This is a genomic window from Paraglaciecola sp. QJM3NY_14, assembly GCF_056173245.1.
On sequence record NZ_CM149664.1, the window covers coordinates 3031161 to 3047962 of the forward strand.

The window sequence follows — 16802 nt, forward strand, 5'->3', positions numbered from 1 at the left end:
ACAGTGTTACAACGTCGTTTCAAACAACTTGTAGATGCGGCGATATTCGTCAAGCCATGAGCTAGGTTGCACGAAACCATGTGATTCCACGGGATAAATCGCTGTTTCAAAATCTTGTTTTTCAAGTTCGATTAAACGTTGTACCAGACGCACCGTGTCTTGAAAAAACACATTTGAGTCCACCATAGGCGCATTGATCAGCAATGGCTTTTCTAAGCCTTCTGCGAAGTACAGCGGTGAGCTGCGCTCATAGGCAATAGGGTCCACGTTTGGCATGTTCAATATGTTTGAGGTGTAACCATGATTATAATGAGCCCAGTCAGTGACTGGACGAAGGGCGGCACCAGATTGAAACAAGTCTGGCTGAGTAAAGAGCGCCATAAAAGTCATAAACCCACCGTAAGAGCCCCCATATGTGCCGATGCGTTCACGATCCACATTAGCGTTTTCTACTAACCAATTAATGCCATCGCGTAGATCATCAATCTCTGGTTTACCCATATGGCGATAAATCGCTGTACGCCAGTCTCGCCCATAGCCTGCTGAGGCGCGATAGTCCATGTCCATTACCACATAGCCTTGTTGGGCCAACATGTTATGGAACATAAATTCACGAAAATAACCTGACCAACCTAAGTGCGAATTCTGCAAGTATCCTGCCCCATGGTTAAAAATCACTGCTCGGCGTTTTTCGCCCTCGTTATTCGCATTTCCTGCCGGTTGATACACCCGTGAAAAGATTGGCTGAGTAGTATGGCTGGATTTGACCGGCACAATATCCGGTGCCGCAAATCCCATGGCCAAAAACGCTTGGCTTATGGTGTGCGTCAAACGCGTTATTGGTGCGCCAGGTGCGGCGTTTTGAACGTACAGTTCAGGCGGCATTGTCAGCGTTGAATGAGTCAGTAAAAGTTTGCTTTCATCAGGGCTGAGTTGGTAATCAGTCATGCCATTTAAGTCAGTCAAGGCTTCGATTTTCCCGCTACCTATGTCAACACGGTAGATTTCATAAATGCCTGGGTGCTTCTGATTGGCTTTGTAATAAAGATACTCGTCGTTTTTTGTGAGGGTCAGGTCATTGACTTCGAAACGCCCTGAGGTCAATGCTGTTGCGTTTGCGTTTAGTGGCTTGACATACAAATGCGCATAGCCCGACTTTTCAGACAGATAATACAATTGTTCAGTATGGTGCAGCCACCCGAAGCTATTAAAGCGATAGTTAATCCATGCCTCATCGTGTAAACGCTCTTGATTAACTAAGCTATGCTTCTTCAAATCGACAGTCGCAAGCCACCGGTCTTTGTTGTCCCACGCTTCAACCATAATGGCGACCTGTTCGCCACTTTCATGCCATTGAATAGCGCCTTGGGTCCACGACCAATCACTCATCAGTACAATATCACGTGGCAAGCGGTTGCTTTGATAGCGTTTGCCTGCAGCGTTCGCATTCTCCTTTTTAACCTCAGCTAGCACGTCTTCGTTGTAGCCAGGCAAGTTTTGGTAGCTCAGGGCATGTTTTTTGTGATTTGTTAAGTCTAGTAACCACAGTTGATGATTAACGGGTTTGGCATCTGCAACACGTTGGCGAACTTCTTTGCGCTCAATGCGCCCGTCTTCACCGATGTAAGCAGGCATCAAGTCATTGTCGCTACGTGTTTTTTGCGTAGCCGTCGTCGCTAACAATGCCCATTTCCCATTGGGGGACACGCTAGCCGACACGAGTTCATCCCCGTCGCTGAAATAAAAAGCCTCTGGTGCCAAGGTGCTGTTGTGCTTTGCAAGTGCAGCTTGCTGCGCAAACTTAGCTTGTCGCTCGCTGCGCTTTTTAGCCACATAATCAATTAACGCAATTTGCTGCTCGGCGATGTAATCAGCTGGTTTTTCGTTGGCGATTGGGGCTTCGCTGAACTGCCAAGTGGCTAGCTTTTGCGAGAACCCATTGCTGGGATCTAAGCTGATCAAGTTGTTGCCTCGCTGGTAAGCAAGGCGCCCATCGTTTAAAAATTGGATCTGCCGTGGGCCATCTCCGTCTTGGGTTAATTGGCGGACCTGATGTTGCTCGCTGCCGCTGAGGGATTTAATAAAAATATTGCCCTCAAATACCCAAGCAGAATAGGTGCCTTGTGGATTAGTAACACGATCGCCATCGCTAACCTTGTGCAATTGTGCTAATTCAACTTTTTTCGCGTCATCGGGACTCGTACCTTGCGACAAAGTGCTGCCCTGAACCCGCCACAAGTGCGTCACTGGTGAGCCTTGCTCTTTACGGGTATAAAAAACCGATTGGCTGTCATCCCCCCAATAGCTGCTTAATGGTTGCCTGCCTATCCAATCTGGGTCAGCCATAATCTGTTCAAGGCTAAGAGTATTGTCACCCGTAATACTGTGTTTACTCGCAATCGTACTTGGCGACGGCTCGGTCAACGCTCTGTTAGCGATGGGGGCTTGAGCATCATTTTTATTACTGATTGGCTGTGTATCTGTCGTGTAGGTGGCACTGCAAGCGAACACGCTGGTAGAAATTAATACCACCAGCAGTGTTTTAGAAAATTTATACATTATTGTTTTTCCTGCGAATTTTTTTAATTTTTTTGAATAACAATTTACTTTAAACGCAAAATCAATCAAATTAAACTGCTATACAGACACACTTACAAAATAGTCAGCGCTATAATAGACATGATAATAAGTAAACCAAACGTACTAGATATGCTGACTATGTAGAAAACACTCGAGGTCTCCATGAAGAAGTTACTTGCTATTACCTGCCTAATGTTCTTTTGTAACATGGCTTACAGTGCACAATGCCCTGATTTATTAAAGTTTGTTAAGCGTAAACTCAACTCCCAAGACACGGTCAATCTGTGTGAAACCTATGCAGGCAAAACGGTACTCTTCGTTAACACCGCGAGTTACTGTGGTTTTACCCCGCAATTTAAGGGCTTAGAGGCGCTATACAGTAAATACAAAGATCAAGGTTTGGTGGTTTTGGGCTTTCCGTCACATGATTTCAATCAAGAAGACAAAGATGAAAGCAAAACAGCTGAGCTTTGCGAGCTCACATACGGTGTCGAATTTCCTATGTTCGAAGCCATGCCTGTGCGCGGGCGTGATGCTGACCAACTCTATCGTATGCTGGCGAAGAAGTCCGGCACGACCGTTAAGTGGAACTTCTATAAATACTTGATGGATAAAAACGGCAATTTGGTCAACGCTTACGCCTCGTCAACCAAGCCGACAGATCCAGCATTTATTGAAACCATTGAAAACACCTTAAAACGATAAACACCCTTTACTACATGTTAAAAAGCCCGATTTACTCGGGCTTTTTTAGCTATTAAACGTTTAAACGGTTGCAGGTAGCAGCGTTGTCAGACTTTCTCGGGCTTGTTGCCATGATGTTTGCGCATACTCTTCTCCCATATTCAGTCCTTCAAGATAAACAAAGTTCACATCTGTTATCCCCATAAGACCAAAGACAAGTTTTAAGTAAGGCGTCTGCGTATCGTTATCAGTGCCTTGATAAATACCGCCCCGCGCAGCGAAGATATACACTGTTTTGCCTTGTAGATGACCTTTAGGGCCTTCTGAGGTGTAACTAAACGTACGCCCTGCTCTTGCGACTCGGTCAATCCACGCTTTAAACGTAGACGGAATGGTAAAGTTGTACATGGGCATGCCCACCACTATGACGTCGCTGCGCTCTAACTGTGCCAATAAGTCGTTTGAATAAGCAGCAAGAGCAGCTTGATCATTGGTCATATTGTCGCTGAGCATGCTCCACGTTTGCATCTCTTGAGCGCTTAAATGCGGCAGATTCAAGGTGTTTAAATCAACCTTTTCCACCTTGATACTTTCAGTTTGCTGTAGTTGTGTCACAAACTCACTCGTCAATTGACTTGAGTTGCCGTTCTCGCCTTGTAAGCTGGCATTTAGCACTAATACGTTTTTCATTTAAAACTCCCATTGCTGACTGATTTGAATGCAGTATATGGTTATTTAAGCGAATGAAAATTGCATTATTTAGCGAATTTAGTTCTATTTATTAGAACTTACTAACCTGAGCGGCGATAAAACTGCACGCCTTGATCTTCAATCAGCAAACGCATTTTTTGGTAAATATCAGGCCTAAAGACCTTAGCGACCAAGTCAAGCGGTATTGTCACATGTGGCGGTATTTGCCCAGCACTGACCATATGCTTTATTAACCACTCTCCGCGCACCAACTCAGGCTGGTTAATGCAACCATTATTGCTTACAGAAAATTGATTGTAAGAAGGAATGCTGCGCGGCGGCAGCGACTTGTGCGTTAAACAACTACCGAGCAATGACGGTGCTATTACATCAAGTTCAGCATTTAAGTATTCTTGTCGGCAAAGTAATCTAGCGGCTTCAAAACGATTGGGCACAGATTCGAGCCAAGCACAGGCTTGCTTAAGGGCTGCACATAACGCTAATACCGTATTAGGATGTTTTTTGTTGAAACTATCTAGCAGGCCCAATACCTTCTCAGGTGAGTCTTGCCAGATATCGAACGACGTTAGCGCCGTCATGCCGATGCCTGCGCGAACCGCTTTGGCGTTCCATGGGCCGCCGACACAAAAGCCATCAATATCACCGTTTTTCAAACATTCAACCATGCTGACAGGTGGCACAACTAACATTTCAACGTCGTCTAAACTTACTTTTGCCGCTTTAAGCCAATCTCTTAGCTGGTAGTAATGACAGCTATATGGAAAAACCGTAGCGAATTTCAGTTTAGATAACCCCTGACGCTTACGTTTCTCGACCACGTGTTGTAATAAGTAGCCTGCCATCGGTAGCGTGACATTGGTTAGATCATTTTCTTTGAGTATTTCTTGCAACAAACTTTCTGAAAGGGTGATGGCATTGCCATTTAAACTGAGTACTAAAGGCGTGATCACATTTGCTGGCGGCGCCCCAAGCCCTAATGCGCTGGCAATTGGCATAGGCGCCAGCATTTGTGCCGCGTCTAACACACCTGCATGGAGCTTGTCCCTGAGAGTGGCCCATGAGTTTTGTTTTTGCAACGTTACGCTAAGGCCCCATTGTTCGAAAAAGCCTAGCTCTTTGGCGACAACAAGGGGCGCGGAATCGGTGAGCGGGATAAACCCAAGCGTAATATTTGGTTGTTCTGGTTTAATCATTTTCATTACCTTTTTCAAATGAGCGCAGCATGGAAACGATTGTCTTGGCTACATCTTCGAGCTTCTGGCCTGTGTCCATAGCGGTTTTGCGCATACTATGGAATGCCTGCTCTTCACTCATTTTATTTGTCTTCATCAATAAACGTTTTGCTAAATCGATGCTTTTGCGCGATTCAAGTTGATGCTTGGTATCGTTCAATTCATCTTTAAGTTTGTGAAAGGCTTTAAACCGAGCCACTGCGGCATCCAAAATCGGTTTAACACGCTCGGGATCTATGTCTCCAACCACGTAGGCACTCACGCCAGACTGCACCGATAGATTAATCGTTTCTGTGTCTTGCTGTGATGAAAACATCACCACAGGTTTAGGGTTATAGTGAGAAATTGTGTGTAAGCTTTCTAACATATCGCGATTCGGAGACTCGATATCAATCACTATGATGTCAGGCTGAATTTCGTCTACCTGCTTCAAAAGCCCAGCCTGAGAACAGGCCAGATGGCTGACCTTGTAACGGGAGTTTCCAAGCGCCGTCACGATGGACTCAGCGCGCTGAACATTCTCATCTATCAACAAGATGTTCAGCTGCTCGTGATGCGATATTCGCGTTTGGCTTTTTGCTGTAGATATCAACGGAGATTCCTGAATGAGTTACATGCTGACCTAAGTCAATAACTGTGTGCAAAGCTTGCGCCAAGATAAAAAATCAATACTATCAATTAGTTAGATGATGAATTTTGATCTAAAATGAGATTGCACGTACGAAAATGGGCAGGCGCACCATCAAAGTGCAATGGCTTGCACAAAAAATGAACGAGCAATAAATTACTCGAAGTCTTTCCTGTCACTACTGAAGTAATGTAGGTTGCACTAGGGCTAAGTGCCTCGACGTACAAGGCACTTTCAAATGTATGGCAAAACGTGCTGCCCAGAGCATTTCTGAGCCTATCGCTAATGGGATCATGCAGAGTAAATTGCGCATGTAAATGAATAGGATGATGGTGGATGTGAGGGCATCGAATCAGCTCTTATCCCTCACTTGTTCATTTCGAGCGGCACATAAGCTCAGTGCGCTTTATGTGTCCCCGCAGTTTGATAACTAGCCGTGTCATTTTTAACAGGCAGGGTAAACGACCACTTTTTGTTACGCCCTTGCCAGCATTGCTCCGCGCGATGTTTAGCATCTTCAAGACTGAGATTCTCAGTGAGTATCAACATTAAGCTCAAGCTACCCAAAATAGCTTGAGTGCCATATGCATTGTCATTGCTGCCTTGCCACACCTCTACTAACTGTTTCACGTCCAGTGTTTTCGGCTTAGTCACCCACTGAGACAAAAATGCCGGAACCTCTACGGTGGTTTCTCGTCCAGATTGACAAAGATGTAAGGTTACCTCGCGCTCAGGGTTGTACTCCACTTCCCCTCCTTCACCGCGAAAACACATGATGCTGGTTAGAACAGTCGGATTTTGCTCATACACTAGCTTGGCACAGTGACTATGCTTAATGTCTACCCCTCGGTGAAAGACGCCTTGAAGGCTACAGGGGGCTTGACTGGCATTTAACATACGAGCAAGCGTATTAGCACATGAACGCAGCCCAAACTGGCCGCGTAATTGGATCATGTCATCGAGCTTGGGATTTATATCGGCTAAGTCCATATAACTAAAACCCAATGCTTCAAGTTGCTCACCCGCATGAACAGCATTTCTGGCCGGCTCAATCCCTAGCTGGGGTAATACATCTTTCAAATATAACCGGTTTGAATCTGGCTCATGGGTACCGTGTAAAAACACTTTTTTACCTTGCTGGCCTAGGGCAATGACCGCTAGCAAAAACCAAGGTAAGTGTCGGCGCTTCCCCGCATAGCAACCTAAATCAATATCAATCGGCAGGGCCGCTATCTGTCGGTCATTCACTTCACGAAAGGCTTGAATGAAACCGGCCAATTCTTCTGCAGTTTCTTCACGTACCCGCAGTAGCATCAAAAAAGCGCCTTTTTGCTCAGGCGTGATCTCATCATTGATCAGCATTTTCATGGCTTGGTACGCTTGCGCCTGACTTAGGGTGCCACCAGCGCGTTGGCCGCGGCCAATAATACGAATAAACTCTTTAAATTCTGTGGGATGTTGCGTGCTGCTGTTTGTTCTCATGGATGTAAAAATGCCTACAGGCTCGTTATGCCTTTATCAATGCGACGCGTCAATGTCTGCTAATGGTGTTTCAAGTGGATTGTACAATCAGCGCTGAGGCTTTGCTTTCAGGGCTAATCAAAGGCTCACTGCCATGTACTTTACACTCCAAGCACCATTAACGTTATAAAGACTGTGCAAGCGCATCGTTAATTTCATTATGTGTTTGGCATTGTAAACCGTCTTGTTGGTGATAAGAAACGACTCTTTGACGCTTACTGACCACTTCACCCACGATGATAAGCGCAGGCCCAGTAAATTGGCGACATACTAAGCGCTGTGCGATGTTTTTTACCTGCCCTATGCACACCTGCTGCTGAGCACTGGTGGCTTTATCGATTATCGCCACTGGCAAATCAACAGGTAAACCATGTGACTGCAGCTGCTGCATAATCGATTCAACCCGTCGCAATCCCATATAAAATACCAGGGTTTCAGCGTTTTTACCTTTGGCATCTGGCATAGCGCCATTAACCAAGCTTTGCCAATCTGGCTGTAACGCAGGATCTTTTAAATGCGCAGTAATAAAGCGCACTGACTGAGCGCAATCCCTGTGGGTTAACGGTATTCCCGCGTAAGCAGACGCGCCAGATGCCGCGGTAATGCCAGGTACTATGCTAAATGGGATCTGATGCTTGGTCAGTAAGTCACATTCTTCAGCCGCTCTAGCAAATATGGCAGGGTCACCGCCTTTTAAGCGCGCAATGGTTTTACCCTCTTTAGCCACACTAACTAACAGTTCGCTTATCTGTGTTTGGGTCATGCTATGTTCGCCGCACTTTTTACCCACAAAACGACGCTCTACCTGTGCTGGGATCATGTCTAGAATATCCGGATTGACCAGCCAGTCGTACATAACCACATCAACACTTTGCAGTAGTCGATAGGCCTTAACCGTCAGTAATTCTGCATCACCAGGGCCAGAGCCAATAAGGTGAACATGCCCTACACCATGTTGGGCATTAGCCTTATTTGCGCTGTCATTTAGGTTTTTAAGCCCAGTGCGTAACCCTGCATTTAGTCCTTTAAGCGCATCCAATGAGCGCGCTTGTGGTGAGTTCAGATTGATTTTAAAAAGTTGAGCCACAAATTGACTCAATGCCTGTGGCAAAAGACTATTTACATGTGAAATAACGCTGGTTGGCGTGTTCATAATTGGGTCTCCACAGCGATACGTTCACCGCTAAATGTCATCTGGTTTTGTTGGGTATTCTCTGAGGGCGAAGCGCCATTCACTGTGGCTAAAACAGGCGTGTAGCGGGCGCTATTTGCATTGTCATGCTCGTATTCGTGAGCATTGATCAACTGTTGTAACTCGCTTTTACACGACCCGCAGTTTGTACCGCATTTTAGCGTCTCGCCTAATTCATCAACGCTGTTACAGCCTCTGGCTATTGCTTCATTGATCGGGTTGATGCCCACTTTAAAGCAGCTACAAATTAAACGTCCTTGGTTAAATTGCTCGTCTGGCTCGCCACGCAGCAAGGCGGTTGTTTGCTCTACGCTCAAGCTGTCAGCTGCGAGTAAAGCACTTAGCCATGGCGCGTTATCCTCTAGGGTATGTACGTCACTAAATGCAGCAAACTGTAATTTATCACCCATTAATGCGTAAGCGCTTTGCTGAGTATCGCCTTTACGCGCAGCCCAAATATACTTATTGCTGATACTTGTCTGAATAAACTCTTTTAAATCAAAGGCCAGACTGTCGTTTTCAACCCGCGGCGAAGGAATTCGACCGTGAGCAAACGTCAGCATCTCACCGCCCTCTATCTTGGTTAGGCGCCAATAATCAAATGTCGAGCACAGCTTGCTTATTACGGCTTGGCGTTGCTCATGGCTGCCCTGAAGGTGCTGCGTAATAAAGATGTGACCATGATGGAAAAACTCGACTTTTAGCGCGTTAATCGCAGCGTGTTTTAATTCAGGTTGGCCAGAAATAGGGTCGTTGGCGTCTGTGTATAAATGGCTGATATTCGCGGCCGAATGGTTTTGCTCGCTCCAGTGAATGGGTGCGAAAAACTCACCGTTACGCTGACCTTCATCTATTTTGACCGGTAACATCACTTGACTAAGACTGGTGCTGACTCGTGAGGATAAGGCCAACAAATCGCCTTCTTTTACCTGTAATTTAGAAGCATCAACACTGTTTAGTGCCACGCTAGCATGGGCCACGTGGCTGGTTAGATCGGCACTGGCACCTGTGCGCGTCATGGTGTGCCACTGATCGCGAACCCGCCCGCTGTTAAGCACAAACGGAAATTCGGTTGTGGTGGTTTGTTCAGGGGCTTTAGCCTCAATAGCAATGAACTGGGCTTTTTGACTCGCGGTGAAAAAGCGACCATCGGTAAACATGCGCTTTACCCCATCAGGGTTGGCTTTATTCACCGGCCATTGAATGGGAACAAGGTTGTCGTACTGTTTTTGCGTTAGCCCGCATAAACCAGATAAATCAAGATCTCGGCTTCCGTTATTCTGCTCTGCCGTTAAGCCGCAATACTCGTCGAAAATTTCACTCGGGTCTGTGTAATTAAAACCGTTGCTGAAACCCATTTTTTTCGCCACGTCACAGATAATCTGCCAATCATGACGTGCTTCCCCTGTGGGCGGTAAAAAACCCCGCTGGCGGGAAATTCTGCGTTCTGAGTTAGTAACCGTACCGTTTTTCTCTGACCAACCTGTAGCAGGCAATACCACGTCAGCCATAGCGATGGTGTCATTGTTAGCCACGCAATCTGAAACCACCACCATTTCACATTTGTTTAAAGCGGCTTTAATTTTATGCCTATTGGGCATGCTCACCATAGGGTTCGTTGCCATTACCCAAACGGCTTTAATCTTGCCTTGCTCGATGGCATCAAACATATCCACCGCTTTTAAGCCAATATTAGGCACGATGGTGGGTGACTGCCAGTAGTTTTGCACTAGCGCTCGATGCTGTGCATTACCAATATCCATGTGACACGCCAACATATTGGCAAGCCCACCCACTTCACGACCGCCCATCGCGTTTGGCTGGCCCGTGATGGAAAACGGTCCGCAACCTTCACGACCTATTTTGCCCGTGGCAAGATGGCAATTGATAATCGCATTGGCTTTATCAACACCGCTGCTAGATTGGTTTACACCCATTGAATAAAAGCTGATTGCTGACTCACTGCCAGCAAAGAGCTGATAAAACTGTTCAATCAAGGTTTGATTAACATCACAATACTCGGCAACAGCCTTAAGAGTCCAACTTTCACAGGCGGTAATGGTGGCATCGAATCCCTCGGTGAAAGCGGCAATGTAATCTGAATTGAGGTGTTTATGTTGCTCAAGATAGTGAACTAGGCCATTGAATAACGCTACATCGGTGCCTGGTTTAATGGGTAAGTGTAAGTCTGCGGCCTCACAACTTGCGGTGCGCCGCGGATCAATGAACACCAAACGCATATTCGGGTTGAGCTTTTTCGCCCGCTCAATACGTTGAAACAATACTGGATGTGTCCAAGCGGCATTTGAGCCCACAAGCACCAATAATTCTGTTTGCTCTAAATCTTCATAGCTACAAGGTACGGTATCAGCACCAAACGCACGTTTGTAGGCAGCCACTGCAGATGACATGCACAAACGTGAGTTGGTATCTATGTTGCCGCTACCGATATAGCCCTTCATTAATTTGTTGGCGACGTAATAATCTTCGGTCAATAGTTGCCCTGACACGTAAAATGCGACTGAGTCTGGTCCGTGCTCCTCAATAAGGCTGGCAAATTTGTTGGCTACGGTGCTGATAGCAGCATCCCATGGAGCCCTCTGGCCATTAACCATAGGAGTCATGAGTCGACCTTGCTTAACGTTGGTTTGGGCCAACTTACTGCCTTTAACGCATAAGCGCCCAAAGTTAGCTGGGTGGCTAGCCGTGCCCTGAACGCTAACAAGTTGTTCGCTGTCACCCTCGACGTTACTGGTAACGTCTACACCACACCCTACTCCGCAATAAGGGCAAGTTGTGGTGCTTAGCTTTGAACACGCTCCTTGAACTGAGGACTGAGAAGCGCTTGTTGGGTTTATCATGTAGTGGGGCCTTTTGAAAAATTAACTTATAGGCTGCATCAAGGTGGCATTACGCCACCGCTAGCTGCACCTTGTCGCCCTCAACACGCACGTCATAGACACTGACTTTACGCGCTTCATCGTCTAGGCATTCACCGCTTGTTAAACAGTAACGCTGTTTGTATAAAGGCGAAATAATCACGGTTTTATCTGCCACCGAACCAATCAAACCTCGATACAACACATTTGCTTTACCAATAGGATCCCAGTTACTGATGGCATAAAAGTGTACTTCGCCTTTCTCTCGTACTTTAAAAATGGCCACTTGTTGCTCTTTCACTAACGCACACACGCCTGAGTTATCAACCAAATCATTAAGGTGACAAATATCTGTCCAATTTTGTTCTGTGCTCATAACTGACTCCTTACGCCAACTCAACAACATCGATAATTTGCTCTGTGCCTTTGCCGGATTTAGCAAGGGTCTCTAGTTCCGCTTCCGTAGCGGGTCGAATTTGCGCACGCTCTTGTACAAACACGACATTTTTATCGCTCTCTTCGCTGTTGACGAATTGACGGAAACGTTTGCGTGAAGACTCATCTTCAATGGCTGTTTTCCACTCACATTGGTAAGTATCTTTGATGTGTTGCATTTGTTTCTCGAGCTCTTCGCCTAAGCCTAGGGAGTCGTTGATCACCACATCTTGTAAATACGCTAACCCGCCTTCTAGATTCTCTAACCATACTGAGGTGCGCTGTAAACGATCCGCAGTTGCCACGTAAAACATCAACACGCGGTCAATATATTTAACTAAGGTGGCGTCATCTAAATCAGTGGCAAACAAATCCGCATGGCGAGGTTTCATTCCACCATTACCACATACGTATAGGTTCCAGCCGTTTTCAGTAGCAATAACCCCTATGTCCTTACTCTGGGCTTCTGCGCACTCGCGAGTACAACCTGACACACCGAATTTTATTTTGTGCGGCGCACGTAGACCTTTATAACGGTTCTCCAGATCGATAGCCTGACCCACAGAATCTTGCACACCGAAACGACACCAAGTACTGCCTACACAAGACTTAACGGTACGCAGTGATTTCGCATAGGCATGACCGGTTTCAAAACCGGCAGCAATAAGGGCTTCCCAAATAGGCGGAAGTTGTTCAACTCGCGCGCCGAACAAATCGATACGTTGGCCACCTGTGACCTTGGTATACAAGTTGTATTTTTTCGCAACTTGACCCAATACAATCAGTTTATCAGGGGTAATTTCACCGCCGGCAATACGTGGCACGACCGAGTAGGTCCCGTTTTTCTGCATATTGCCTAAATAAGTATCATTGGTGTCTTGCAAGGCTACGTGAGGCTTTTCTAACACGAAGTCATTCCACACCGAGGCCATAATTGAGCCCACAGCAGGCTTACAAATTTCACAGCCTAAACCGTGACCGTGTTTTTCAATCAACTCGTCAAAGCTTTGAATTTTGCCGACTTTAACCATGTGATAAAGCTCTTGGCGCGAATAAGCAAAATGCTCACAGATGTCTTTTTTCACTTCTACGCCGCGTTTGCCCAATTCACTGTCGACCACGGTTTTCAGTAACGCCGAACACCCACCGCAACCAGTGCTGGCTTTAGTGCATGATTTAACACTGGCTAAATCGCAGGCTCCGCCATCAAAAGCAGCAATAATGTCGCCTTTTGATACGTTGTGACATGAGCAAATGGTCGCCGTTTCAGGCAGCGCGTCTGCGCCTAAGCCACCTGCTGGCGCATCACCTGAGGCAGGTAAAATCAAGCTTTCAGGGTGTTCAGGTAAATCGATGCCATTTAACGCATATTGTAGAAGCGTGTCGTAGTCACTGGTGTCTCCGACCAAAACGGCGCCAAGCAGCACACTTTGCTCATGGTTAACCACCATTTTTTTATACACGCCATCAGGCTGATTTTCATAAATGTAGGTTTGCGCACCAGGTATGCGAGCATGTGCATCACCAATAGAGCCCACTTCAACGCCCATCAGCTTGAGCTTGGTGCTCATATCTGCGCCTAAAAATTCTACATCGCCACCTGTTATATGACTCGCTGCAGCGCGCGCCATGGTGTAGCCTGGGGCAACTAAGCCAAAAATAAAGTTATTCCATAGGGCACATTCGCCAATAGCATAAATATCTGGCTCCGACGTTAAACAGTGATTATCAACCACGATACCGCCGCGTTCACCGATTTTAATCTCATATTGGCGTGCTAGGGTATCCTGTGGCCGGATACCTGCTGAGAACAGGATCATGTCGGTCTCTAAAAAATCCCCATCGGCAAAACACATGCGATAACGACTTGTTTGACCCGCTTCAATACGCTGTGTGGCTTTTTGGGTGTGAACTTGCACGCCTAGGGCTTCAATCTTGTCTTTTAATAGACGACCGCCGCCTGTGTCGACTTGAACCGCCATTAATTGCGGAGCAAACTCCACAACGTGAGTTTCAAGACCAGCCTCTCGCAATGCGTTCGCCGCTTCTAAACCCAATAAGCCGCCCCCCACAACCACACCGGTTTTGCTCACTTTAGCTGAAGCGCTGATATCCTCTAAATCTTCAATGGTGCGGTACACCAAGCAATGAGGTTGATCGTTCCCCTCAATTGGTGGCACAAACGGATAAGAGCCAGTGGCCATGATGAGTTTGTCGTAAGCGAAAACCTGGCCGGATTTGGTTTTAACAAACTTACCTAGCTTGTCAATATCGACCACTGCGGCATCAAGGTGAAAATCAACACCTAATGCTTCATAGTGTGCTGGCGTGGTTAACGCGAGATCGTCCGCTGTCTTGCCTGAGAAATATTCCGACAAATGCACTCGGTCGTAAGCGAGTCTTGGCTCAGCTGATAACACAGTGACTTTATAAGTAATAGAAGGGTCGGTTTTGCCGTGGTTAGTGATTTGCTCAACAAAATGGTGGCCCACCATTCCGTTTCCTACCACGACTATATTGACTGTATTTGCTGACATGTTGGTCCCCTGAACGAAGTGTTTACTCAACTAATTTTGCCCATAAAAAAAGCCCACGCGACTGAGTGCTAACAGTCTGAGTGGGCTTCTTTGCCTGTTCCATGCTTGGCGCTAATTGCCGGCACAGTACATAAATGTATTTATCGCGAACGGTATTCGCTATCTAAAACGAGTTCAGTTAAATTAATGCAGGATCATTGCCAAGTATTAATTCCTTATAATTCATATGGTTATAATTCACGATTTGGGATTTGCATTTTATGGCGCTTAATTTTGGTGCAAAGTACCTAAAATGGAGCAAACACCATGGGCTGCTTTACGTTAAGTTGTGTACAGAACACCGCGACTCTCGGATTAGATCATTCCCGCGAATTGCTGTTAAGTATCGATGGATTGCACATTGTTTGCCCAAACAGCCGTAAACAGCGGATTTTTGGTTCCTTTGTCTGCTTAAAAGCGGCACACTGAGCGATTAACAAATAGGTTATTTGTACTCATTAAGCGCTTTTTTGACTCAGTAAGCCCGACGAGTCCTAAGAAGCCGATTATTTATCTCGTAAAGGAAGACTATTGAACATGTCATTATTTCGCTCGGCTTTTTACTCAGTTTCTGTACCACTCATTGCGGCCATCTCGATGTTCACCACCACGGTGGACGCCGCTTCAGTATGGAAGGTCACCTCTGGCGACAACAGCTTATATATTGGCGGCACTATTCATATCTTGGCCCCAGAAGATTACCCCTTACCCAGTGAATATGAAACGGCCTATCAAGACGCTTCCACCCTAGTGTTTGAAACAGATATGACGGCGGTAAAAAGCGTTGAGTTTCAGCAAAAAATGTTAGGTATGATGACTTACACTGATGGCCGATCACTCAAAGACGACTTATCACAAAAAAGTTACCAAAAACTCGAAACGCATTTAGCCCAGCGGGGTATACCGATTGCGCAAATGGCGGCAATGAAGCCGAGCCTTATTAGCATTACCCTGAGTATTATCGAACTGCAAAGCCTAGGCTTTACTAGTGAAGGCGTTGACCAATTTTACTCTGACAAAGGCACTCACGCGGGTAAAACCATTCAATGGCTTGAAACCCCAGATGAACAATTGAGTTTTCTCGCCAATTTGGGTGGTGACGATAACGACGCACTGATTGAATACACCTTGCGAGACATTAAGAAAATGCCCGTTTTAATAGGCGACATGCGCACCAGTTGGCGCGAGGGCGATATGCAAAAAATGGCGGACATCAGTATCGTGCCTTTTAAACAAGACTATGCACAAATTTACCAAGATTTGATTGTCACCAGAAACGCTAATTGGATGCCACATATAGAAGACATGCTAAAAACATCGAACGTAGAATTTATTATGGTCGGTGCCATGCACCTTGCGGGCGATGACAGCGTATTAAAGCAGTTAAAAGCGCAGGGCTACCGCGTAGAAAAATTATAGCGAAGCAGAAAACGGCCATTATTTATCAGGACACTATGCCCTCTATTACGCCCCCGACACTAACCAAAGCGCTCGCCTTGCGTTACGCGAGGCAAATTTTATTGCCAGCTATCGACCTTGATGGCCAAGAAGCCCTCATGGGTTCCAAGGTATTGATTATTGGTGTAGGCGGTTTAGGCTGCGCTGCTGCGCAATACGTTGTTAGTTCTGGTATTGGCGAAATCACCTTGGTGGATGATGACAAGGTTGAGCTGTCTAATTTACATCGCCAAGTTCTTCATCATGAACAAGACGTGGGCGTTAAAAAAGTCGATTCAGCGAAGACGAGTTTACTGGCCAATAATAGCCTGTGCGTTATCAACACCATTGATGAGCGCCTTGATGATAATGCGCTTAGCCAACACGTCAGCCAACATAATGTGGTACTCGATTGCACTGACAACTTAGCCACTCGCCAGCAAATTAATAAACTGTGTTTCACTCAGAAGGTGCCCCTTATAAGCGGCGCTGCAATTCGCTTTGAAGGTCAAGTGAGCACCTACCTGATGGATAACCACAGTCCTTGTTACCAGTGCTTAAGTCAGGTTTTTCCAGAGCAGCAACTCAGCTGCATGGAAGCTGGCGTGATACCTCCGTTAGTAGGCGTTATAGGCAGCATGCAGGCATTAGAGGCGATTAAATATCTAACAGGGGCTGGCGAACTTCTCAATGGTATTTTGCAACTGTTTGATGCTAAATCTTCGCAGTTTCAACGCTTTTCTATCCCTAAAAACCCGCAATGTAGCATTTGTTCTAAAACGGGCTAATACAGCTCAATACACACAACAGCATTATATATTCATATACATAGCTGCTTGCAGTTTTATTTTATGTTTGGCCTTTCGTTACGTGGCCCTTGTCAGTAATATTGGTCGGCTAAGAAATTCCTCGAATAAGTAGTCTTTT

The 16802-nt window shown here is 46.1% G+C and carries 12 protein-coding genes; 3 read left to right on the forward strand and 9 right to left on the reverse strand.

The window, feature by feature from the left end; all coding sequences use genetic code 11:
- Positions 1 to 6: 6 nt before the first annotated feature.
- Positions 7 to 2559 (reverse strand): S9 family peptidase, encoded by a 2553-nt coding sequence (locus AC0VYA_RS12810; RefSeq protein WP_475488509.1) that lies wholly within the window; start codon positions 2557 to 2559, stop codon positions 7 to 9.
- A gap of 183 nt (positions 2560 to 2742) precedes the next feature.
- Between AC0VYA_RS12810 and AC0VYA_RS12815 the strand changes: the two genes are divergently transcribed.
- Complete coding sequence (locus AC0VYA_RS12815; protein WP_475488510.1) at positions 2743 to 3285, forward strand: glutathione peroxidase; 543 nt, start codon at positions 2743 to 2745, stop codon at positions 3283 to 3285.
- Positions 3286 to 3345: 60 nt separating this feature from the next.
- On the opposite strand, the gene AC0VYA_RS12820 is transcribed toward AC0VYA_RS12815, so the two are convergent.
- From AC0VYA_RS12820 to nirB, 8 genes are all read right to left on the reverse strand, one after another.
- Positions 3346 to 3954, reverse strand: a complete 609-nt coding sequence (locus AC0VYA_RS12820) for an FMN-dependent NADH-azoreductase (protein WP_475488511.1) — start codon at positions 3952 to 3954, stop codon at positions 3346 to 3348.
- A 101-nt stretch (positions 3955 to 4055) separates the two neighbouring features.
- On the reverse strand, positions 4056 to 5168 hold the full coding sequence (locus AC0VYA_RS12825) for a CmpA/NrtA family ABC transporter substrate-binding protein (RefSeq protein ID WP_011575310.1): 1113 nt from the start codon (positions 5166 to 5168) through the stop codon (positions 4056 to 4058).
- Positions 5161 to 5799, reverse strand: coding sequence for an ANTAR domain-containing response regulator (locus tag AC0VYA_RS12830; RefSeq protein ID WP_011575311.1), 639 nt, complete (start codon positions 5797 to 5799; stop codon positions 5161 to 5163). The genes AC0VYA_RS12825 and AC0VYA_RS12830 overlap by 8 nt, the downstream gene beginning before the upstream one ends.
- A gap of 432 nt (positions 5800 to 6231) precedes the next feature.
- Positions 6232 to 7317, reverse strand: a complete 1086-nt coding sequence (locus AC0VYA_RS12835) for a glycosyl transferase family protein (RefSeq protein WP_475488512.1) — start codon at positions 7315 to 7317, stop codon at positions 6232 to 6234.
- A gap of 163 nt (positions 7318 to 7480) precedes the next feature.
- The gene (gene cobA, locus AC0VYA_RS12840; RefSeq protein WP_475488513.1) at positions 7481 to 8509 is read right to left on the reverse strand and encodes a uroporphyrinogen-III C-methyltransferase; all 1029 of its coding nucleotides are present in this window, start codon (positions 8507 to 8509) and stop codon (positions 7481 to 7483) included.
- Positions 8506 to 11409 carry a nitrate reductase gene (locus tag AC0VYA_RS12845; protein WP_475488514.1) on the reverse strand — a complete coding sequence of 968 codons (2904 nt, stop codon included), beginning with the start codon at positions 11407 to 11409 and terminating at the stop codon, positions 8506 to 8508. The genes cobA and AC0VYA_RS12845 overlap by 4 nt, the downstream gene beginning before the upstream one ends.
- Before the next feature lie 49 nt (positions 11410 to 11458).
- Positions 11459 to 11803 (reverse strand): nitrite reductase small subunit NirD, encoded by a 345-nt coding sequence (nirD, locus tag AC0VYA_RS12850; RefSeq protein WP_473481177.1) that lies wholly within the window; start codon positions 11801 to 11803, stop codon positions 11459 to 11461.
- Positions 11804 to 11813: 10 nt separating this feature from the next.
- On the reverse strand, positions 11814 to 14399 hold the full coding sequence (nirB, locus tag AC0VYA_RS12855) for a nitrite reductase large subunit NirB (protein ID WP_475488515.1): 2586 nt from the start codon (positions 14397 to 14399) through the stop codon (positions 11814 to 11816).
- Positions 14400 to 14975: 576 nt separating this feature from the next.
- On the opposite strand from nirB, the gene AC0VYA_RS12860 reads away from it, so the two are divergent.
- Positions 14976 to 15857, forward strand: a complete 882-nt coding sequence (locus AC0VYA_RS12860; RefSeq protein WP_475488516.1) for a TraB/GumN family protein — start codon at positions 14976 to 14978, stop codon at positions 15855 to 15857.
- A 35-nt stretch (positions 15858 to 15892) separates the two neighbouring features.
- Positions 15893 to 16663 carry a molybdopterin-synthase adenylyltransferase MoeB gene (gene moeB / locus AC0VYA_RS12865; RefSeq protein WP_475488517.1) on the forward strand — a complete coding sequence of 257 codons (771 nt, stop codon included), beginning with the start codon at positions 15893 to 15895 and terminating at the stop codon, positions 16661 to 16663.
- Positions 16664 to 16802 lie beyond the last annotated feature (139 nt).

What these genes read in the sequence shown, in the direction of transcription:
- AC0VYA_RS12810 (WP_475488509.1), bottom strand. Translation starts at nt 2,559, where the DNA reads ATGTATAAATTTTCTAAAACACTGCTGGTGGTATTAATTTCTACCAGC.
- AC0VYA_RS12815 (WP_475488510.1), top strand. Translation starts at nt 2,743, where the DNA reads ATGAAGAAGTTACTTGCTATTACCTGCCTAATGTTCTTTTGTAACATG.
- AC0VYA_RS12820 (WP_475488511.1), bottom strand. Translation starts at nt 3,954, where the DNA reads ATGAAAAACGTATTAGTGCTAAATGCCAGCTTACAAGGCGAGAACGGC.
- AC0VYA_RS12825 (WP_011575310.1), bottom strand. Translation starts at nt 5,168, where the DNA reads ATGATTAAACCAGAACAACCAAATATTACGCTTGGGTTTATCCCGCTC.
- AC0VYA_RS12835 (WP_475488512.1), bottom strand. Translation starts at nt 7,317, where the DNA reads ATGAGAACAAACAGCAGCACGCAACATCCCACAGAATTTAAAGAGTTT.
- cobA (WP_475488513.1), bottom strand. Translation starts at nt 8,509, where the DNA reads ATGAACACGCCAACCAGCGTTATTTCACATGTAAATAGTCTTTTGCCA.
- AC0VYA_RS12845 (WP_475488514.1), bottom strand. Translation starts at nt 11,409, where the DNA reads ATGATAAACCCAACAAGCGCTTCTCAGTCCTCAGTTCAAGGAGCGTGT.
- nirD (WP_473481177.1), bottom strand. Translation starts at nt 11,803, where the DNA reads ATGAGCACAGAACAAAATTGGACAGATATTTGTCACCTTAATGATTTG.
- nirB (WP_475488515.1), bottom strand. Translation starts at nt 14,399, where the DNA reads ATGTCAGCAAATACAGTCAATATAGTCGTGGTAGGAAACGGAATGGTG.
- AC0VYA_RS12860 (WP_475488516.1), top strand. Translation starts at nt 14,976, where the DNA reads ATGTCATTATTTCGCTCGGCTTTTTACTCAGTTTCTGTACCACTCATT.
- moeB (WP_475488517.1), top strand. Translation starts at nt 15,893, where the DNA reads ATGCCCTCTATTACGCCCCCGACACTAACCAAAGCGCTCGCCTTGCGT.